This is a genomic window from Streptococcus mitis (assembly GCF_002096815.1).
Lineage (GTDB): Bacteria > Bacillota > Bacilli > Lactobacillales > Streptococcaceae > Streptococcus > Streptococcus mitis_AD.
The window spans coordinates 319222-335737 of sequence record NZ_NCVJ01000021.1; the positions used below are offsets into that span (position 1 = coordinate 319222).

18 protein-coding genes, 1 tRNA gene and 3 pseudogenes are annotated in these 16516 nt (G+C 39.8%); 16 read left to right on the forward strand and 6 right to left on the reverse strand.

Annotated elements, in window-relative coordinates:
- Positions 1–43 precede the first annotated feature (43 nt).
- Both B7696_RS08275 and B7696_RS08280 read right to left on the reverse strand, forming a co-directional pair.
- The gene (locus B7696_RS08275; protein WP_084863162.1) at positions 44–1603 is read right to left on the reverse strand and encodes an ATP-binding cassette domain-containing protein; all 1560 of its coding nucleotides are present in this window, start codon (positions 1601–1603) and stop codon (positions 44–46) included.
- Positions 1604–1934: 331 nt separating this feature from the next.
- Positions 1935–2264 carry a helicase BlpT gene (locus tag B7696_RS08280; RefSeq protein ID WP_084863164.1) on the reverse strand — a complete coding sequence of 110 codons (330 nt, stop codon included), beginning with the start codon at positions 2262–2264 and terminating at the stop codon, positions 1935–1937.
- Between the two features lie 167 nt (positions 2265–2431).
- Between B7696_RS08280 and B7696_RS08285 the strand changes: the two genes are divergently transcribed.
- The 7 genes and pseudogenes from B7696_RS08285 to B7696_RS10235 all read left to right on the forward strand — a co-directional run.
- Complete coding sequence (locus tag B7696_RS08285) at positions 2432–2974, forward strand: YceD family protein (RefSeq protein ID WP_084863166.1); 543 nt, start codon at positions 2432–2434, stop codon at positions 2972–2974.
- Entirely contained in the window at positions 2974–3603 is a 630-nt protein-coding gene (nth, locus tag B7696_RS08290) for an endonuclease III (protein WP_084863167.1), read from the forward strand. The genes B7696_RS08285 and nth overlap by 1 nt, the downstream gene beginning before the upstream one ends.
- Positions 3604–3813: 210 nt before the next feature.
- Positions 3814–4335, forward strand: coding sequence for a bifunctional pyr operon transcriptional regulator/uracil phosphoribosyltransferase PyrR (gene pyrR, locus B7696_RS08295; protein WP_000850023.1), 522 nt, complete (start codon positions 3814–3816; stop codon positions 4333–4335).
- 18 nt (positions 4336–4353) lie between these two features.
- Positions 4354–5277, forward strand: coding sequence for an aspartate carbamoyltransferase catalytic subunit (locus B7696_RS08300; RefSeq protein ID WP_004260121.1), 924 nt, complete (start codon positions 4354–4356; stop codon positions 5275–5277).
- Positions 5278–5326: 49 nt separating this feature from the next.
- Positions 5327–6406: a carbamoyl phosphate synthase small subunit gene (locus tag B7696_RS08305; protein ID WP_050278219.1), complete on the forward strand. Its 1080-nt coding sequence runs from the start codon at positions 5327–5329 to the stop codon at positions 6404–6406.
- A 311-nt stretch (positions 6407–6717) separates the two neighbouring features.
- Complete coding sequence (carB, locus tag B7696_RS08310) at positions 6718–9894, forward strand: carbamoyl-phosphate synthase large subunit (RefSeq protein ID WP_084863169.1); 3177 nt, start codon at positions 6718–6720, stop codon at positions 9892–9894.
- 236 nt (positions 9895–10130) lie between these two features.
- Positions 10131–10286 (forward strand): annotated as a pseudogene (locus B7696_RS10235) (Nramp family divalent metal transporter); the annotation flags it as partial.
- Between the two features lie 288 nt (positions 10287–10574).
- Here the strand turns inward: B7696_RS10235 and B7696_RS08315 are convergent.
- Together B7696_RS08315 and relB are read right to left on the reverse strand one after the other, a co-directional pair.
- Complete coding sequence (locus B7696_RS08315) at positions 10575–10925, reverse strand: type II toxin-antitoxin system RelE/ParE family toxin (RefSeq protein WP_084863171.1); 351 nt, start codon at positions 10923–10925, stop codon at positions 10575–10577.
- Complete coding sequence (relB, locus tag B7696_RS08320) at positions 10915–11199, reverse strand: type II toxin-antitoxin system RelB/ParD family antitoxin (protein ID WP_049487667.1); 285 nt, start codon at positions 11197–11199, stop codon at positions 10915–10917. Before relB ends, B7696_RS08315 begins: the two co-directional genes overlap by 11 nt.
- A gap of 188 nt (positions 11200–11387) precedes the next feature.
- Between relB and B7696_RS10705 the strand changes: the two are divergent.
- Together B7696_RS10705 and B7696_RS08335 are read left to right on the forward strand one after the other, a co-directional pair.
- Positions 11388–11634, forward strand: a pseudogene (locus tag B7696_RS10705) (transposase); the annotation flags it as partial.
- A gap of 5 nt (positions 11635–11639) precedes the next feature.
- Positions 11640–11861 (forward strand): annotated as a pseudogene (locus B7696_RS08335) (tyrosine-type recombinase/integrase); the annotation flags it as partial.
- A 104-nt stretch (positions 11862–11965) separates the two neighbouring features.
- Here B7696_RS08335 and B7696_RS08340 read toward each other — a convergent pair.
- Together B7696_RS08340 and B7696_RS08345 are read right to left on the reverse strand one after the other, a co-directional pair.
- A complete protein-coding gene (locus B7696_RS08340; protein ID WP_000710764.1) occupies positions 11966–12208 on the reverse strand; it encodes a type B 50S ribosomal protein L31 in 243 nt (80 codons plus the stop codon).
- A 95-nt stretch (positions 12209–12303) separates the two neighbouring features.
- Positions 12304–13239: a DHH family phosphoesterase gene (locus B7696_RS08345; protein ID WP_084863175.1), complete on the reverse strand. Its 936-nt coding sequence runs from the start codon at positions 13237–13239 to the stop codon at positions 12304–12306.
- Between the two features lie 103 nt (positions 13240–13342).
- Here B7696_RS08345 and B7696_RS08350 point away from each other — a divergent pair, with 103 nt between their 5' ends.
- The 7 genes from B7696_RS08350 to B7696_RS08380 all read left to right on the forward strand — a co-directional run bounded on the left by B7696_RS08350 (position 13343) and on the right by B7696_RS08380 (position 15898).
- Positions 13343–13786 carry a flavodoxin gene (locus B7696_RS08350; RefSeq protein WP_001162125.1) on the forward strand — a complete coding sequence of 148 codons (444 nt, stop codon included), beginning with the start codon at positions 13343–13345 and terminating at the stop codon, positions 13784–13786.
- 115 nt (positions 13787–13901) lie between these two features.
- Entirely contained in the window at positions 13902–14168 is a 267-nt protein-coding gene (locus tag B7696_RS08355) for a chorismate mutase (RefSeq protein WP_020902342.1), read from the forward strand.
- Entirely contained in the window at positions 14165–14539 is a 375-nt protein-coding gene (gene crcB / locus B7696_RS08360; protein WP_049510844.1) for a fluoride efflux transporter CrcB, read from the forward strand. Before B7696_RS08355 ends, crcB (B7696_RS08360) begins: the two co-directional genes overlap by 4 nt.
- Positions 14533–14862 (forward strand): fluoride efflux transporter CrcB, encoded by a 330-nt coding sequence (gene crcB, locus B7696_RS08365; RefSeq protein WP_049510845.1) that lies wholly within the window; start codon positions 14533–14535, stop codon positions 14860–14862. Before crcB (B7696_RS08360) ends, crcB (B7696_RS08365) begins: the two co-directional genes overlap by 7 nt.
- A gap of 118 nt (positions 14863–14980) precedes the next feature.
- On the forward strand, positions 14981–15328 hold the full coding sequence (gene rplS, locus B7696_RS08370; RefSeq protein ID WP_001068669.1) for a 50S ribosomal protein L19: 348 nt from the start codon (positions 14981–14983) through the stop codon (positions 15326–15328).
- A 42-nt stretch (positions 15329–15370) separates the two neighbouring features.
- Positions 15371–15442: transfer RNA gene (locus B7696_RS08375), tRNA-Arg, on the forward strand.
- Positions 15443–15718: 276 nt separating this feature from the next.
- The gene (locus B7696_RS08380; protein ID WP_084863177.1) at positions 15719–15898 is read left to right on the forward strand and encodes a type II toxin-antitoxin system RelB/DinJ family antitoxin; all 180 of its coding nucleotides are present in this window, start codon (positions 15719–15721) and stop codon (positions 15896–15898) included.
- Positions 15899–16516 lie beyond the last annotated feature (618 nt).

Consider the following 16516-nt stretch of genomic DNA (forward strand, 5'->3'; position numbering starts at 1 on the left):
AAGAATCCAGAGGTTGTCTCTGGATTTTTGTTATGTTACAAATTTATAAATCTTCTAAATTAACTACCTCCAAACCAAGCTCTGTCAAGCGATAGATGGTCGTACAAACTTCTTGTAAGAAACGCCTGTCATGCGAAACAGTGATGAGACCGCCTGGATAAGTGGCAAAGAGTTTTCTAATTTCGGGTTGAGAAGTGGGTGAAAAGTTTCGTGTTGGTTCATCCAGCAGGAGAAAGTTTGGTTTGCGCAAGACTAAATCCAAAAGCAGGAGTTTTCCCTGTTGTCCGCCAGATAAGGAGCGAATTTGATGCTGCATTTCTGGATAACTGAAATTGAGACTGGCTAAGTGAGATTGGATTTTCTGTAGTTCCTCTTTTTCTCCAGTTTTGCTGAGGTAGGCTATTGGTGATAAATCCAATTGCAGTTTTTTGTGGTAATCTTGTGGCATAAAACCAAGGGAAATCTCTCTTTTATCATTCAGAAGTTGCTGTAATTTGGCTAGCAGAGTCGATTTTCCAATACCATTTGGCCCAATGATACCGATTTTTTCTTGGCCACGGACAGTTAGTTGTAGTTCTTGCGCTAAAACACGCTCTCTAATGGACAAACTTTCCTTTTCCAGCTGGATTAAGACTTTAGAAGTCGGTAATGGTTGGATGTCTGAAAAGAAAAGTTGGATTTGTTCCTCTTCAAGTGGCTTTTGTGTCATGGACTGAGCTGCTTTTTCGTAGCGTTTTTCTTGTGAGAGGACAGTTTTCATCTTTTTAGCCAATAGGCGACCGGCAGTACTGTCTTTAGTAGCTCGAAGCGCAGTTTCTACATTTTGCTTGACTCGTCGATGTTTTTCCATGGTTTTATCGTAGGCTCTTTGGTCGTTAGCAGCTTGCTTGCTTTGTTTGGCAAAATTAGCCTTTCTCTGCTCACTATAGCAATCATAGTCTAAATGCTCTACTAGTGTTTCCGCTTCTTTACGGTGCTTGAACAGTCGCAAGTGGACAATAGTATCAGCCGTTTCAGAAAGAAAGTCTTCATCATGGGAAATGAAAATAACGGTTTGCCTCATCTTCTGTATCTGTCTTTTTAGCCAATCAACCGTCTCAAGGTCTAGGTCATTTGAAGGTTCATCTAAAAATAGAATCTCAAAGGGTTTGGCTAACTCATGGATGAGCTGAATTTTCAAAGCTTCGCCCCCTGATAGACTGCCAATCTCTTGGTTGCTAGCGAAGCGATCGCCATCAAAATGCAATTCCTCAGCCAAACGATAGAGGATACTGTAGTCTAAATCAAGAGAATCTAAAAAGAAGTAGTCGTGTAGAGTTTTCTTTTTCAGCTCCTCGGGAAGTTTTTGAGGAATATAGGCCAGTGACTGATAATCATACTGAATGTCTCCCCTGATAGTGAAATCAGGCAAAGCTTCCCCCATTAAAGTTTTAAGCAAGGTTGATTTGCCATTTCCTTCTTCACCAATAATAGCAACTTTTTCCCCGTCTTGGATAGTCATGGTTAGGTCAGATACAAGATCTCGTAGATCTTTGTTTTGAGTGATGGTTAGATGATTGATTTTTATCATATTGTTGCCCTTTCTAGAATGTCGATAGTGCATAACAAAAAGCTCTACTTTATCTAGTAGAGCCCAAAGTCACTGTCAAAACTCTATTATCCTCGTTGAAAAACTCGTCAAACTAGCTTGGAGTTGCCTAACCCAACCCAAGAGGAGCATAGCTTTCTAGTTTTTTGATTTTCATAGATGATAAAGTACTAGAAAATCTAGTACAAAAAGAGCACACAAAAAGAGACAAAAACAAGATCTACTAAATAAAGGTTCTTTATTTGATAGACTTAGTTGTTCATGTCTCCCTTACCTCCGAGTATTAGTATCTCTATACTATACCTTTCAGGATATTTTGTCAACAGAAAACCGACAATTCTAATCTCTAAAATCCGAAAACAGGTCCATAAAGAGTTAGTACGTGTTTGACATGCTCGTAATGGAACTTGTCATAGTTTCGCCAAGCAGTGCGTGCTTGATCGTTGAGTTTTAGGCTACCGAGGCCTATCAGAAGACTGGTACGTTGGTAAAATTTCTCAAGATCGATTAAGATACTGTTGTTCAACTTTTCCGCTTTTTTGAGCTCTTGCAGAGTAGTATTTAGCAGCTCTTGCAGTCGAATATCATCTGCCGTACCCTGTTTGCAGCTTTGGAAACTTTTATTTAACTCGGATAGGAGTTGGGTTGCATTAGCAATGAGTTCTTTGTTTTCCATGTGAGCATCCTCCTTGCTCTGATGTATTATTGCCTATAGTATAGCACTAAAAAACAAAAATGTCATAGTAAATATGTTAAAAAATGAATTTTAATTATAAAGTTTGGTGGGCTGATTTGTAGCCTTTTCGTGGTATAATCAAGAGAGTAAATCTTTATGGAGGAAGTATGAAATTAAATATTCAAGAAATTCGTAAGCAACCTGAAGGCTTGCATTTTGAACAAACGTTAGACCTAGCCGCAGACCTGCGTGCACGTAATCAAGAAATTTTAGATGTAAAAGATATCCTTGCAGTTGGAAAAGTACAGTACGAAGACCGTATGTATTTCTTAGACTATCAACTATCTTATACCATTGTTCTTGCTTCAAGTCGCAGTATGGAGCCAGTTGAGTTAGTTGAATCTTATCCAGTAACGGAAGTTTTCATGGAAGGCGCAACTAACCAACTAGATCAGGAAGTTTTAGACGATGATTTGGTCTTGCCTATCGAAAATGGAGAACTTGACCTTGCTGAGAGCGTATCAGACAATATCCTACTAAATATTCCTATTAAGGTCTTGACGGCTGAAGAAGAGGCTGGTCAAGGATTTGTGTCAGGAAATGACTGGCAAATCATGACAGAAGAAGAATACCAAGCCCAACAAGCGGTTAAGAAAGAAGAAAACAGTCCTTTTGCTGACCTACAAGGACTATTTGATGGAGACGAATAATGGTCTTGTCAAAAAAACGAGCACGAAAAGTGCTGGAAGAAATCATTGCTCTTTTTCCAGATGCCAAGCCCAGTCTCGATTTTACCAATCATTTTGAACTCTTGGTTGCGGTCATGTTATCAGCCCAGACAACGGATGCAGCGGTAAATAAGGCTACACCAAGTCTCTTTGCTGCCTTTCCAACGCCACAAGCCATGTCTGTGGCGACGGAGGGTGAGATTGCTTCACACATTTCTCGCCTGGGATTGTATCGAAATAAGGCTAAATTCCTAAAAAAATGTGCCCAACAGTTACTAGATGATTTTGATGGCCAAGTCCCTCAGACACGTGAGGAATTGGAGAGTTTGGCAGGTGTTGGTCGCAAGACAGCCAATGTTGTCATGAGTGTGGGCTTTGGAATTCCAGCCTTTGCAGTAGATACTCATGTGGAGCGTATTTGCAAACACCACGATATCGTCAAAAAATCAGCGACACCACTTGAGGTAGAAAAGAGGGTCATGGATATCTTGCCACCGGAGCAGTGGTTAGCAGCTCATCAGGCTATGATTTATTTTGGACGAGCCATTTGCCATCCTAAAAATCCAGAGTGTGACCAGTACCCACAGTTATATGATTTTAGCAATTTATAAGATGGGTGCTCAAAAGTTTTTGCTTGATTTTAAGCATGCTTTGTGCTATAGTATTTGATAACTAAATATTCCTTTAAACCTGTCCCGTGAGGCAGGCAAGGAGCGCGATAAAGTAGAAGGGTGAAGTCTATACTGTTTGCAGTAGGGCTTACTTAGCTATACATTTCAAGTCTCCTTGTTTAAGGAGACTTTTCTTTTTGGAGGTTTGTCATGAAGACAAAAGAAGTTGTAGACGAATTAACCGTCAAACGAGCGATTACGCGTATTACATATGAGATTATCGAACGCAACAAAGATTTGAATAAAATCGTCTTGGCTGGTATTAAAACTCGTGGTGTATTTATCGCCCACCGAATCCAAGAACGTTTGGAGCAACTAGAAAATCTTTCAGTTCCGGTTGTAGAATTGGATACGAAACCTTTCCGTGATGATGTTAAAAGTGGAGAAGATACTTCTTTAGTTTCTGTTGATGTGACAGACCGTGAAGTTATCTTGGTGGACGATGTGCTTTATACAGGCCGTACTATCCGTGCTGCTATTGATAATATTGTCGGTCATGGTCGTCCTGCGCGTGTGAGTTTAGCAGTTCTAGTCGATCGTGGACATAGAGAATTGCCAATCCGTCCAGATTACGTTGGAAAAAATATCCCAACTAGTCGTTCTGAAGAAATCATCGTAGAGATGGCAGAACTTGATGGCCAAGATAGAGTTCTGATTACTGAAGAAGCTTAGAAAGCTAAAGGAGTAGCCATGTCAGAAAATCAACAAGCATTGAACCATGTGGTGTCCATGGAAGATCTCACTGTCGATCAAGTGATGAAATTGATCAAGCGAGGAATTGAGTTTAAAAATGGAGCTCAGCTTCCCTACGAGGACCATCCGATTGTTTCCAATCTTTTCTTTGAGGATTCTACACGGACGCATAAGTCCTTTGAAGTGGCAGAAATTAAACTGGGATTGGAACGACTTGACTTTGATGTGAAGACTAGTTCGGTCAATAAGGGTGAAACACTTTATGATACTATCCTGACCCTATCTGCACTAGGAGTGGATGTCTGTGTGATTCGCCACCCAGAGGTTGACTACTACAGAGAGTTGATTGCTAGTCCCACGATTACGACTTCCATCATCAATGGTGGAGATGGTTCGGGCCAACACCCTAGCCAGAGCTTGCTTGATTTGATGACTATTTATGAGGAATTTGGTCACTTTGAGGGTCTTAAGGTTGCTATTGCAGGTGACTTGGACCACTCACGCGTTGCTAAATCCAATATGCAGATTTTGAAACGCTTGGGAGCTGAACTTTACTTTGCTGGACCTGAGGAATGGAGAAGTCAAGAGTTTGCAGACTATGGACAGTTTGTAACTATTGATGAAATCATTGATCAGGTGGATGTCATGATGTTTCTCCGTGTGCAACATGAACGCCATGATAGTGGAGCTGTCTTTTCAAAAGAAGACTACCATGCCCAACATGGCTTGACTCAAGAACGTTATGACCGTTTGAAAGAAACAGCAATCCTTATGCACCCAGCTCCAGTCAACCGTGATGTAGAAATCGCAGATCACTTGGTTGAAGCACCAAAATCACGCATTGTCCAACAAATGACCAACGGTGTCTTTGTTCGAATGGCAATTTTAGAATCCGTATTGGCGAGTAGAAACGCCAACTAAAACACAAGACGTTAAAAGACGCCAGTGAGCGTCCACGAGAGGTGAAAATATGACAAAAAGACTTCTAGTATTAGAAGATGGCACAGTTTTTGAAGGTAAGGCCTTCGGAGCAGATATTGATGTAACAGGCGAAATCGTCTTTAACACAGGGATGACCGGCTACCAAGAATCCATTACAGACCAGTCTTATAATGGACAAATCTTGACCTTTACTTATCCTTTGGTGGGAAATTATGGAATCAACCGTGATGATTACGAATCCATTATTCCAACTTGTAAGGGAGTCGTTGTTTTCGAAGAGGCACGTAGAGCTAGCAACTGGCGTAACCAAATGACGCTGGATGAATTTTTGAAAGCCAAGAAAATTCCTGGTATTTCAGGGATTGATACGCGTGCACTTACCAAGATTATTCGTAAGCATGGTACCATGCGTGCAACCTTGACCCATGTTGGGGACAGCATGGATCATGTGACGGACCAGCTCCAAGCAACAGTATTGCCGACAGACAATATTAAGCAGGTTTCTACTAAAACATCCTATCCAGCTCCAGGAGTTGGTTTGAGCGTAGTGTTAGTGGACTTTGGTCTCAAGCACTCAATCCTACGTGAACTTTCTAAGCGCAACTGTAATGTGACCGTGGTTCCATACACGACAACGGCAGAAGAAATTCTTCATCTTAATCCTGACGGAGTGATGTTGTCAAACGGTCCAGGTAACCCAGAAGATGTTCCACAGGCACTGGATATGATTCGTGGTGTGCAAGGAAAAATTCCAATCTTTGGTATCTGTATGGGGCACCAACTCTTTGCAATGGCAAATGGTGCTAAGACCTACAAGATGAAGTTTGGTCACCGTGGATTTAACCATGCGGTACGTGAAATTGCTACAGGACGTGTGGATTTTACAAGTCAGAACCATGGTTATGCAGTCAGCCGTGAGGATTTGCCAGAACACTTGATTATCACCCACGAAGAAATCAATGACAAGTCAGTTGAAGGTGTGCGTCACAGATATCAGCCTGCTTTCTCTGTTCAGTACCACCCAGACGCAGCACCTGGTCCACACGACGCAAGCTACCTATTTGACGAGTTTATCGAGATGATGGAAGCTTTTAAACAATCAAACTAAGAACGAGTAAAAGCTCGTCGGAGAATTTATGTAACTGAACACGGACGGAAAGCTCGGAATTTAGAGAAACCAACTTGGATTGTCAATCCTTCCTTGGTTTCCTAAAATTCAATCGCTTTCTATTCGTCCTTTGTATCTTATTTAATGTCGCTCTGTGAGGCGACGAATAGAAAGGAGAAGATACATTGTTCGCGGAAGTGAACACGCCCGAAGAACTGTGTGAAAAAGATAAACATCGTCTTGACGCTAAAGATGTCTACACCGAGTTTCCTATTTTCATTGTGTTCTTTACGGGCTTTGTATCATAAACTATGCCTAAACGTACTGATATTCAAAAAATTATGGTGATTGGTTCTGGTCCGATTATTATTGGTCAGGCTGCTGAGTTTGACTATGCTGGGACCCAGGCTTGCTTGTCGTTGAAAGAGGAAGGGTATGAGGTTGTTTTGGTTAACTCAAATCCTGCAACCATCATGACGGACAAAGAAATTGCTGACAAGGTTTACATCGAACCGATTACACTTGAGTTTGTGACTCGTATCCTCCGTAAGGAGCGTCCAGATGCCTTGCTTCCAACTCTTGGTGGGCAAACAGGACTCAACATGGCCATGGAGTTGTCTAAAAACGGTATTCTTGATGAGCTCGGTGTCGAACTTCTGGGAACTAAATTATCTGCTATTGACCAAGCGGAGGACCGTGACCTCTTTAAACAATTGATGGAGGAATTGAATCAACCAATTCCAGAGTCTGAAATTGTCAACACAGTAGAAGAAGCAGTTGCCTTTGCAGCGACAATCGGTTACCCAGTTATTGTCCGTCCAGCTTTCACACTTGGTGGTACTGGGGGTGGTATGTGTGCCAACGAGGAAGAATTGCGTGAAATCGCTGAAAATGGTTTGAAGTTGTCACCTGTTACCCAATGTTTGATTGAGCGTTCAATCGCAGGTTTCAAGGAAATCGAATACGAAGTGATGCGTGACTCAGCTGACAATGCTTTGGTTGTTTGTAACATGGAAAACTTTGACCCAGTTGGGATTCACACAGGGGATTCCATTGTATTTGCCCCTGCCCAAACCATGTCAGACTATGAAAACCAAATGCTTCGTGACGCAAGCTTGAGCATTATTCGTGCCCTTAAGATTGAAGGTGGATGTAATGTTCAGCTGGCCCTTGACCCACACAGTTTTAAGTACTATGTTATCGAAGTAAACCCTCGTGTATCGCGTTCGTCAGCCCTGGCATCTAAGGCGACAGGGTATCCGATTGCAAAATTAGCTGTTAAGATTGCAGTAGGTTTGACCTTGGATGAGGTTATTAACCCAGTTACAGGTTCAACCTATGCCATGTTTGAGCCTGCCCTTGACTACGTGGTTGCCAAGATTCCTCGTTTCCCATTTGACAAGTTTGAAAAAGGTGAACGCCGTCTTGGTACCCAGATGAAGGCGACTGGAGAAGTCATGGCGATTGGTCGTAACATCGAAGAGTCGCTTCTTAAAGCTTGTCGTTCACTTGAAATTGGCGTTCACCACAATGAAATGACTGAACTTGCATCAGTTTCTGATGATGCCTTGATTGAAAAAGTTGTCAAAGCCCAAGATGATCGTCTTTTCTATGTATCAGAAGCCATTCGTCGTGGCTACACACCAGAAGAAATTGCAGAGCTTACAAAAATCGATATCTTTTATCTTGATAAACTCCTACATATCTTTGAAATTGAGCAGGAGTTGGGTGCCCATCCACAAGATTTTGAAGTTTTGAAAACTGCAAAATTGAATGGATTTTCAGACCGTAAGATTGCTGAACTCTGGAATACTACAGCTGACCAAGTTCGCCAACTTCGTTTAGAAAACAAGATTATCCCAGTCTACAAAATGGTTGATACCTGTGCGGCAGAGTTCGACTCTGAAACTCCATATTTCTATTCAACCTATGGTTGGGAAAATGAGTCTATCAAGTCTGATAAGGAATCCGTTCTAGTTCTGGGTTCTGGCCCAATCCGTATCGGTCAAGGGGTCGAGTTTGACTATGCAACTGTTCATTCGGTTAAGGCGATTCAAGCTGCTGGATACGAAGCTATCATCATGAACTCAAACCCAGAGACCGTTTCTACAGACTTCTCGGTATCTGACAAGCTCTACTTTGAACCATTGACATTCGAAGATGTTATGAACGTCATTGACTTGGAGCAACCAAAAGGGGTTATCGTTCAATTCGGTGGTCAGACAGCCATCAACCTTGCGGAGCCATTGGCAAAAGCAGGTGTGACCATTTTGGGAACGCAAGTCGCTGACCTAGACCGAGCCGAAGACCGCGACCTCTTCGAGCAAGCTCTTAAAGATTTGGATATTCCACAGCCACCAGGACAAACGGCTACCAATGAAGAAGAAGCAGTGCTTGCAGCTCGTAAGATTGGATTCCCAGTCCTCGTTCGCCCATCTTATGTCTTGGGTGGACGTGCCATGGAAATCGTGGAAAATGAGGAAGATCTCCGTTCTTACATGCGTACAGCGGTTAAAGCTAGTCCAGACCACCCAGTGCTTGTTGACTCATACATCGTTGGGCAAGAGTGCGAAGTTGATGCCATTTCAGACGGGGAAAATGTCCTCATCCCTGGTATCATGGAACATATCGAACGTGCTGGTGTCCACTCAGGTGACTCAATGGCTGTTTACCCACCACAAACCTTGTCGCAAAAGGTGCAAGAAACCATCGCTGACTACACGAAACGCTTAGCAATCGGTCTTAACTGCCTTGGAATGATGAACATCCAGTTTGTTATTAAGGATGAGAAAGTCTATGTTATTGAGGTTAATCCACGTGCTAGCCGTACGGTTCCATTCCTTTCTAAGGTGACCAATATTCCTATGGCTCAGGTAGCAACCAAGCTTATTCTTGGTCAAAGTTTATCAGAACTTGGCTACCAAGATGGTCTTTACCCTGAAAGCACTCGCGTTCATATTAAAGCACCAGTCTTCTCCTTCACAAAGTTAGCGAAAGTGGATAGCTTGCTTGGTCCTGAAATGAAGTCAACAGGGGAAGTTATGGGTTCTGATACGACTTTGGAGAAAGCCCTCTATAAAGCCTTTGAAGCTTCTTACTTACACTTGCCAACTTTTGGTAACGTTGTATTTACCATCGCTGATGATGCAAAAGAAGAAGCCTTGGCCTTGGCTCGTCGTTTCCAAAATATTGGCTATGGAATCCTCGCGACAGAAGGGACAGCAGTCTTCTTTGCTAGTCATGGATTACAAGCTCAACCTGTTGGTAAGATTGGTGATGACGATAAAGATATCCCAAGTTTTGTCCGCAAAGGAAGAGTTCAAGCTATCATTAACACAGTTGGAACAAAACGAACTGCAGACGAAGATGGTGAGCAGATTCGCCGTTCAGCTATTGAACACGGAGTGCCCCTCTTCACAGCCATAGATACAGCTAACGCCATGCTCAAAGTATTGGAAAGCCGTAGTTTTGTTACAGAAGCAATCTAGTTGAGAAAAATTTTTCACATTTTTAAAGCCAGCGTTTTCTGACGCTGGCTTTTGAAATACTGGTGTTGCTTATTTCAACTATCATACTTTCCTTAAGAATCATTTCAAAATGTGATGTAATAAGAATAAATTGGAAATAGAAAACTATTTTCAACATTTCTTTCAAAATCCATTAATAAAATAGGTAAAGACAAGGTTAGAAAGTGAATATTCTGATGTCTTCTTACAAAAAGGTCTCTCTTCCATTCTCTATTTTTCCCTTAATTTATCTGACCTCTAAGAAGTCAGTGATGGGAGAATTTACCAATGTCAAGTGGAACACAATCCTAGGCTACGTAGTTTCAATCATCTTGACCATTCCCAATGTCAAGCTTCTTTTCGACATTTTTTAAATCTATTTAAATCAGGTCTCGGCATCATCTTGAAGATTGATAAAGAAATAATAGCAGTGGTTGGTTTATAAAAATAAGAAACAAAAAAGAACAGCCGAAGCTGTCTTTTTATCATTATTTGAGACCGTATTTTAAATATATATACTCTATAGTGTTTAAATAGTTATTAAATCAATGTTTCTAAAGGGGATGTAGCTATAAAATATTATATATATACAGCATTGTTAAAATAAGACGGAGCCAAAAATTAAAATTTCGGAGCTTATAAAATAATGAAAGTTGTCTCAATCAGTTGAGCTGTTTGTTATTGTCTTTTTGTAGCAAAGTGACATAGTCACTTTTAGTGTGGAATAAGTGAGATAAAAAAACAGTGTTTCGTTTTTGATCGATGAAGTAAAGCAAAACATATTGGTCAATAATTTTTCCTCGTGTTGAATACTTGCTGTTAATTTTTATTCCGATTTTCTCATCAGCGTCAAAACCTGCTTCAGGAAAAATTTCTAAACTTTTTAAGCTGTCTAAAATTTTAACCACAGTATTTTTGGCAGATTGAGGTGATAGAAGTACCGTAGCTATATAGTCGTGTATATTGTCGATAGCTTCCTCGACCTCTTTTGAAGAAATCACGTTATAAGCCATAGCGTACCCTCATATTGTTTAGAGAAGTACCTTCACCTGCCTCGTATTCTCTCAAGGCACGTTCAGATTGGGCTTGTAATTCCTTAATCAACTGTTCTCTGTGTAGATCTTCGGCCGTCTTAATAGGCAAATCTTGCTCCAGGACTATTTGCTCCACAAATAAAGAAATAGCATCTGTCATTGTCATTCCCTTTTCCTTGATAATATTTCGAGCTTGTTCCATAGTAGCTTCATTTAGTTTAAAATTGTATTGTTTTGATAATGTTATAGCCATGATATATCTCCAATCTATACGTTATAGATTGATTATATACTAGATATAGATTTTAATCAAGAAAAATAGACTGGGCCAATAGTCTCTTATCTTCAAAAAAGCAACGGATTTGCCGTTGCTTTTTTGCATGGTTGCGATAGTCTTGGTAAAATAGAATTGCTCAATAAACCATTTAGAAAGGCTATCCCATGCATATTCATTATAACACAAATCAAACAACTTTATCACTAGAAATCAGTTCTTTCTTGCCACAAGACCATCTCGTTTTTACTATTGAAAAAGTAGTGAATACCTTTGAAGATTGTCACTTCCACGCCTTCTAATTGCCTATTCACAAGAGATTTTCTCTGGACAAAAATTGAAAAAATGATGATTGAAACCCTCGCTATGCAGTACCTAACAGGACAGTTGGTTGTCAGCTGCCGCACTATCAATAGCCCATTATCAGGAAAAATGACTTGAAGAATATAACTCCTCATGGCTTCAGACATACTCATGCTATCTTGATGATTGAAACGTGTGTAGATCCTGTTAACGCAGCCAAAAGGTTAGGGCATGCAAGTAGTCAGTTGACCTTGGATACTTATAGCCATTCTACAGTAGTAGGGGAGAAGAAAGCTATCACAAAATTTGTAGATTGCCTGGATAGTGCAAAAGGTTAGTTTTCCAAGACGGTACCAAAAACGGTACTAAAAATAAAAAAAGCCAAATCCAATTTCTTGGAAAAGGCTTTGTATCAACGTTTTTAAGCAATAAATGCGGTTGATTATTTGAGACCGTATTTTTTGTTGAAACGATCCACGCGTCCATCTGCTTGAGTGAACTTTTGACGTCCAGTGTAGAATGGGTGTGAGTCTGATGAAATTTCCACACGGATCAATGGGTAAGTTTCGCCTTCGAACTCAACTGTTTCGTTAGAGCGTTTTGTTGAACCGCTAAGGAATTGGTAACCAGTAGTTGTGTCCATGAAGACAACTGGGCGATATTCTGGATGGATATCTTTTTTCATTTTGCAATATTTCCTTTCTGCCATGGTCTCTTTGCGAGCCATAGATTGTTACCATACTAGTCTATCAGATTCTGAAAAGTTTGGCAAGTATTTTATCAGTTTTTAAGCAAGTTTTTTAACTTTTGGTAGATGATTTCGTTTTCCTCTAGGCTATAGGAATTAGCACCACTTGCTAGAGGGTGGCCTCCACCATCATGTTCTTTGGCAACTTCATTGATAGGATGAATTTTACTGCGTAAGCGAACGCGGTAGTGGCCATCAGCCTGCTCCACAAAAATTCCCCAGAGACTCACACTGTCAATGCGTCCAGGTGCACCGACAATAGCTGCAGTTTCCGCATCGGTCACATTGAATTGTTTCAAGACTTCTTGACTCAGGATAACGCGAGCTGCACCATTTTCATCCACTTCCAGATGGTCGTAGATGTAGCCTTGAAGTTTAGCAATTTTGTAGCTCATAGTGTCCATTTTGCGAGTAAGAGCCGAAAAGTCAAACTTATGTTCTCTCAGAGACGCAGCAATGCGTAGGGTCCGTGCAGTGGTAGAAGGGTAGAGGAATCGACCTGTATCACCAATAATTCCTGCAAAGAGCAACTCAGCAGCACAATCTGATAAGGCCAGTTGGGTTGTTTGGGCAAATAGGGTAATCATCTCACTAGCGCTACTTGAACTAGTATCTACCCAAGATAGGTCACCGTATACATCATCATTTGGATGGTGATCAATTTTAATGAGAAAATCACCTTGACGATAGCGCTTATCATCGATACGAGCAGTATTCGCCGTATCACAGACGATGACAAGTGCACCTTGGTAGACACTATCTTCAACAAGATCCATTTCAGCCATCCAAGTAAGAGTTGGTTCATCAAAACCAACTGCTTTGATGGTTTTTTCTGGGAAATGATGTTTGAGAAGAGCTTTCAATCCCACCTGACTTCCCAAGGCATCAGGGTCTGGTTTCATATGACGATGAATGATAATCGTATCGTATTCTTTGATTTTTTCTAAAATTTGATGGCAAATTTCCATAAATAACCTCAATTCTTTCTCATTTCATTGTAGCACAAGAATTTTTATTTTTAAAATGAAAAAGATGTGATATAATGGAGAAAGATAAATTGAGGAGGACGATATGGCATTAGCAAAAATTGTATTTGCCAGTATGACAGGTAATACCGAAGAAATTGCAGATATTGTAGCAGACAAATTACGTGACTTGGGCTTGGATGTCGATGTTGATGAATGTACAACTGTTGACGCTTCAGACTTTTTGGAAGCAGACATCGCTATCGTTGCGACCTATACTTATGGTGATGGAGAATTGCCAGATGAGATGATGGACTTCTACGAAGACCTAGCAGATCTCAACTTGAATGGTAAAATCTACGGAGTGGTCGGCTCAGGAGATACCTTCTACGATGAATTCTGTAAGGCTGTCGATGACTTTGACCGCGTTTTTGTAGCGACAGGAGCAGAAAAAGGTTCAGAATGTGTTAAAGTTGATCTTTCTGCCGAGGAAGAAGATATTGAACGCTTGGAACAATTCGCAGAAGAATTGGCTGCTAAAGTAGGATAAGTATAAAAGTGCGCTGATGTAATCAATCAGTGCATTTTTCTTATCGAGAGTTGGGATTTTACTAGCCTATTTGGTGGCTTTTTGATACAATAATTCAAATAAAGGAGGAGACTGTATGGATTTAGATATTATTCGTCAAGAAATTGATCAAATCGACGACCAAATCGTCAAGCTCTTAGAAGAACGAATGCACTTAGTTGAAGGGGTTGTCGCTTATAAGAAGGCTTCAGGTAAACCGATTTTAGATACCAAGAGAGAAGCAATTATTTTTGAAAAGGTTAGAAGTCGTGTAGAGGACAAGCGTTATCAGGAGACTATTGTCGCAACGTTTTCGGACATACTCAAACGTTCGCGTGATTATCAGGATCAAAACATCAAATGAAAAAAGAACAATTTTATCCGCTAGGGATTTTTCTAGCTTCCATGTTGGGTGGACTGGTTCGTTACCTGGTTTCCACTTGGTTACCAGCCAGTCCAGATTTTCCTTGGGGAACCCTTCTTGTCAACTATCTAGGCATTTTCTGCTTGGTTTATCTTGTTAAGGGTTATCTGGTTTATAAGGGGACTAGTAAGGGCTTGGTTTTAGCACTGGGGACTGGTTTTTGTGGGGGTCTGACAACTTTTTCCAGTCTCATGCTTGATGCTGTGAAACTACTGGATACAGGGCGTTATCTTAGTTTGATCATGTATTTGATTTTGAGCATTGGTGGAGGCCTATTCTTGGCATATTTTCTAGGGAGGAAGAAATGGTAATCGTCTATCTTGCAATTGCTTGTGGCTTAGGAGCGCTCGTACGGTATTTCTTTTCCCGCTATAATCAAGCATCTAAATTGCCCCTCGGAACGCTCATAGCCAATCTTCTAGGTTGTTTTTTGATTGGATTATTCTATAATCATGTGGAATCCAAGGAAGTCTATGCTATTTTAGCAACTGGCTTTTGTGGCGGTTTAACAACTTTTTCGACCTTGAATGACGAACTCCAAAGACTGTTAAGTGATAGGAAGGTTTTTTATTCTTACTTGACTTTGACCTACCTAGGTGGTTTGGTTGCGATTTTTTTAGGAATTCTGCTATAAATTTCTTTACTTTTTTGTGGAAATTTGGTAAACTGTATCTTGTGTGTAATGGACGCACAAAAATACAGTTTATCCGCTGAGGAAGATTCCTCAAGATTGACAAAGATAGGAGAATAAAATGAATCCATTAATCCAAAGCTTGACTGAAGGTCAACTTCGTACAGATATCCCATCATTCCGTCCTGGTGACACTGTTCGTGTACACGCGAAAGTTGTCGAAGGTAACCGTGAACGTATCCAGATTTTTGAAGGTGTTGTTATCGCACGTAAAGGTGCTGGCATCTCAGAAAACTACACAGTTCGTAAAATCTCTAACGGTGTAGGTGTTGAGCGTATCTTCCCAATCCACACTCCACGTGTTGAAAAGATCGAAGTTGTTCGTTACGGTAAAGTACGTCGTGCGAAATTGTACTACTTGCGTGCTCTTCAAGGTAAAGCAGCTCGTATCAAAGAAATCCGTCGTTAATTCGACTAAAAAACTCTGCTTTTTCAGCAGAGTTTTTATCTAGCTCCCTTAGTTCAATGGATATAACAACTCCCTCCTAAGGAGTAGTTGCAGGTTCGATTCCTGCAGGGGGCATTTTAAGAAGCGTAAAGAAACATAAAGAATATTCAAAGTCTTTATTTATAGGCAATCATCACAATTTAGTTTTTTAAAATAGTATAGTATATTTTGTTTTTTTGACCAAACGTTGACCAAAATTTGACCAAAAATTTGTTTTGATTTTTATGAATATAGAATAAAGTAGATCAGGAAGCTGGTCTATTTTATTTTGTATTTAATATGTATAAAAATTTGAATTTGTCTGTCTGGAAGTGATACAATAGACATACAGAATAAAAAGGAGAAAATACTATGCCACAAATTGCTGTTAGAGTTGATGATGATTTAAAAAAAGAAGCAACTGCAATTTTTAATGAATTAGGTTTAGATATGACAACTGCTGTAAAGTTATTTTTGAAGCAATGTGTTTTAACTAGAAGTATTCCTTTTGAAGTGAAACTAGATATTGAAGATGATGTAAAAGAGGATTGAAGCTATGGTTTTATATTCTGATAAGGCTGTTGCTGTTTTGGAAAAAAGTAAGAAGATATAATTTACCTTTATATGCTGAAACTGGTGAAATTTTAACAAAAAAGGAGAATATTTAAAATAACTTAGTATTTTTGGAATTTTTGACCAAAGTGTGACCAAAATTTGACTAAATATTTGTTTTGATTTTGATGATTATGAGGTTAAGTAGATCATAGGAGTAAGTCTTTATAGGTATAAGTTATTTATGCTCGCTATGTTAGTTAAATAATTAATTTTTGACTGATTTATCTCTGTTTAATGTAAATTAGTTATGAGGAATATTGTCTTATTTATATACGAATATATAAAATAATGATACAATAATATTATATAGAAAATTGTAGATATTAGACTGACTATAAAAAATGGAGGTAATTTATGAATAGCAAGGAATGGATTATGGAATTTGAATCTTTAAATGTATGATTACTATAACCGTTATAAAATCAATAAGAAACGTTGTGGTCGGAATTTTTGATATCTTCTAAGAGTAGTCAGAGGATTATTGATTTAATAACAGAAGTACACGAAGACATATATTTAACATCTATTATTTTACCCATCCCGAAGATTTTAGCT

What these genes read in the sequence shown, in the direction of transcription:
- B7696_RS08275 (WP_084863162.1), bottom strand. Translation starts at nt 1,603, where the DNA reads ATGCACTATCGACATTCTAGAAAGGGCAACAATATGATAAAAATCAAT.
- B7696_RS08280 (WP_084863164.1), bottom strand. Translation starts at nt 2,264, where the DNA reads ATGGAAAACAAAGAACTCATTGCTAATGCAACCCAACTCCTATCCGAG.
- B7696_RS08285 (WP_084863166.1), top strand. Translation starts at nt 2,432, where the DNA reads ATGAAATTAAATATTCAAGAAATTCGTAAGCAACCTGAAGGCTTGCAT.
- nth (WP_084863167.1), top strand. Translation starts at nt 2,974, where the DNA reads ATGGTCTTGTCAAAAAAACGAGCACGAAAAGTGCTGGAAGAAATCATT.
- pyrR (WP_000850023.1), top strand. Translation starts at nt 3,814, where the DNA reads ATGAAGACAAAAGAAGTTGTAGACGAATTAACCGTCAAACGAGCGATT.
- B7696_RS08300 (WP_004260121.1), top strand. Translation starts at nt 4,354, where the DNA reads ATGTCAGAAAATCAACAAGCATTGAACCATGTGGTGTCCATGGAAGAT.
- B7696_RS08305 (WP_050278219.1), top strand. Translation starts at nt 5,327, where the DNA reads ATGACAAAAAGACTTCTAGTATTAGAAGATGGCACAGTTTTTGAAGGT.
- carB (WP_084863169.1), top strand. Translation starts at nt 6,718, where the DNA reads ATGCCTAAACGTACTGATATTCAAAAAATTATGGTGATTGGTTCTGGT.
- B7696_RS08315 (WP_084863171.1), bottom strand. Translation starts at nt 10,925, where the DNA reads ATGGCTTATAACGTGATTTCTTCAAAAGAGGTCGAGGAAGCTATCGAC.
- relB (WP_049487667.1), bottom strand. Translation starts at nt 11,199, where the DNA reads ATGGCTATAACATTATCAAAACAATACAATTTTAAACTAAATGAAGCT.
- B7696_RS08340 (WP_000710764.1), bottom strand. Translation starts at nt 12,208, where the DNA reads ATGAAAAAAGATATCCATCCAGAATATCGCCCAGTTGTCTTCATGGAC.
- B7696_RS08345 (WP_084863175.1), bottom strand. Translation starts at nt 13,239, where the DNA reads ATGGAAATTTGCCATCAAATTTTAGAAAAAATCAAAGAATACGATACG.
- B7696_RS08350 (WP_001162125.1), top strand. Translation starts at nt 13,343, where the DNA reads ATGGCATTAGCAAAAATTGTATTTGCCAGTATGACAGGTAATACCGAA.
- B7696_RS08355 (WP_020902342.1), top strand. Translation starts at nt 13,902, where the DNA reads ATGGATTTAGATATTATTCGTCAAGAAATTGATCAAATCGACGACCAA.
- crcB (WP_049510844.1), top strand. Translation starts at nt 14,165, where the DNA reads ATGAAAAAAGAACAATTTTATCCGCTAGGGATTTTTCTAGCTTCCATG.
- crcB (WP_049510845.1), top strand. Translation starts at nt 14,533, where the DNA reads ATGGTAATCGTCTATCTTGCAATTGCTTGTGGCTTAGGAGCGCTCGTA.
- rplS (WP_001068669.1), top strand. Translation starts at nt 14,981, where the DNA reads ATGAATCCATTAATCCAAAGCTTGACTGAAGGTCAACTTCGTACAGAT.
- B7696_RS08380 (WP_084863177.1), top strand. Translation starts at nt 15,719, where the DNA reads ATGCCACAAATTGCTGTTAGAGTTGATGATGATTTAAAAAAAGAAGCA.